This window comes from Malikia granosa (assembly GCF_002980595.1).
In the GTDB taxonomy this organism is placed as follows: Bacteria; Pseudomonadota; Gammaproteobacteria; order Burkholderiales; family Burkholderiaceae_C; genus Malikia; species Malikia granosa.
On record NZ_PVLQ01000110.1, the window covers coordinates 1 to 864 of the forward strand.

Below are 864 nucleotides of genomic sequence, written 5' to 3' on the forward strand. Positions count from 1 at the left end.
CAGCCGCTAACACAAGTCCTCAACAAATCGCGAACAGATGATGGCGGCAGCCAAGGTCAGCAAGGCCATGTGCGTCTCCAGGCTTCGCTCGAAGCGGATGCGCAGTTTGCCAAAGCCCGCAAACCAGGCATGTGTGCGCTCCACGACCCAGCGGTGTCGCCCCAGGCGCTCGCGGCTCTCTATACCCCTGCGGGCGATGCGCGCCTGAATGCCGCGCCGCTTCAAGTAGCGCCTGCAGCGCTCAAAATCGTAGCCCTTGTCCGCATGCAGCTTGTCCGGGCGCTTCCTCGGTCGTCCCCGCAAGCCGGGTACGGCCACCAGCGCATCGAGCGTGGTCTCGAACGCCATCGAATCATGCCGGTTCGCTCCCGTCACCGTCAGGGCCAGCGGGATGCCTTGCGCATCTACGACAAGGTGGCGCTTGCTGCCGAGCTTGCCTCGGTCTGTCGGGTTCGGGCCTGTCTCTTGGCCCCCCGGGGGCTGGCCACACTGGCGCTGTCTATGCTGGCCCGGCTCCAGTCGATGCGGTCATGCTCGCGCAGCTTGCTGAGCATGGCCTGATGCAGCTTCGCCCAGACCCCGCTGCCCTGCCAGTGGCGCAAGCGCCGCCAGCAAGTCATGCCGCTGCCCAGGCCCAACTCCTTGGGCAGGTCTTCCCAGGGGATGCCCGTCTGCAGCACGAACAGGATGCCGTTCAAGGCCGCCCGGTCATCGACCGAGCGGCGGCGTCCGCCCTTGGGCGAGGGTATGAACGGTGGCAGCAGCGGCTCCAGTGTCAGCCACAGTTCATCGCTGATTTGTCTTCTGACCATGCCGGCGAACTTACCCCGATACCGCCAAAATGTCCAGTTGTGTTAGCGGCTG

Annotated in this window: 1 pseudogene; it reads right to left on the reverse strand. The window is 65.2% G+C overall.

Annotated features, from left to right (window positions below):
* Positions 1–6 precede the first annotated feature (6 nt).
* Positions 7–812, reverse strand: a pseudogene (locus C6P64_RS16835) (IS5 family transposase).
* Positions 813–864 lie beyond the last annotated feature (52 nt).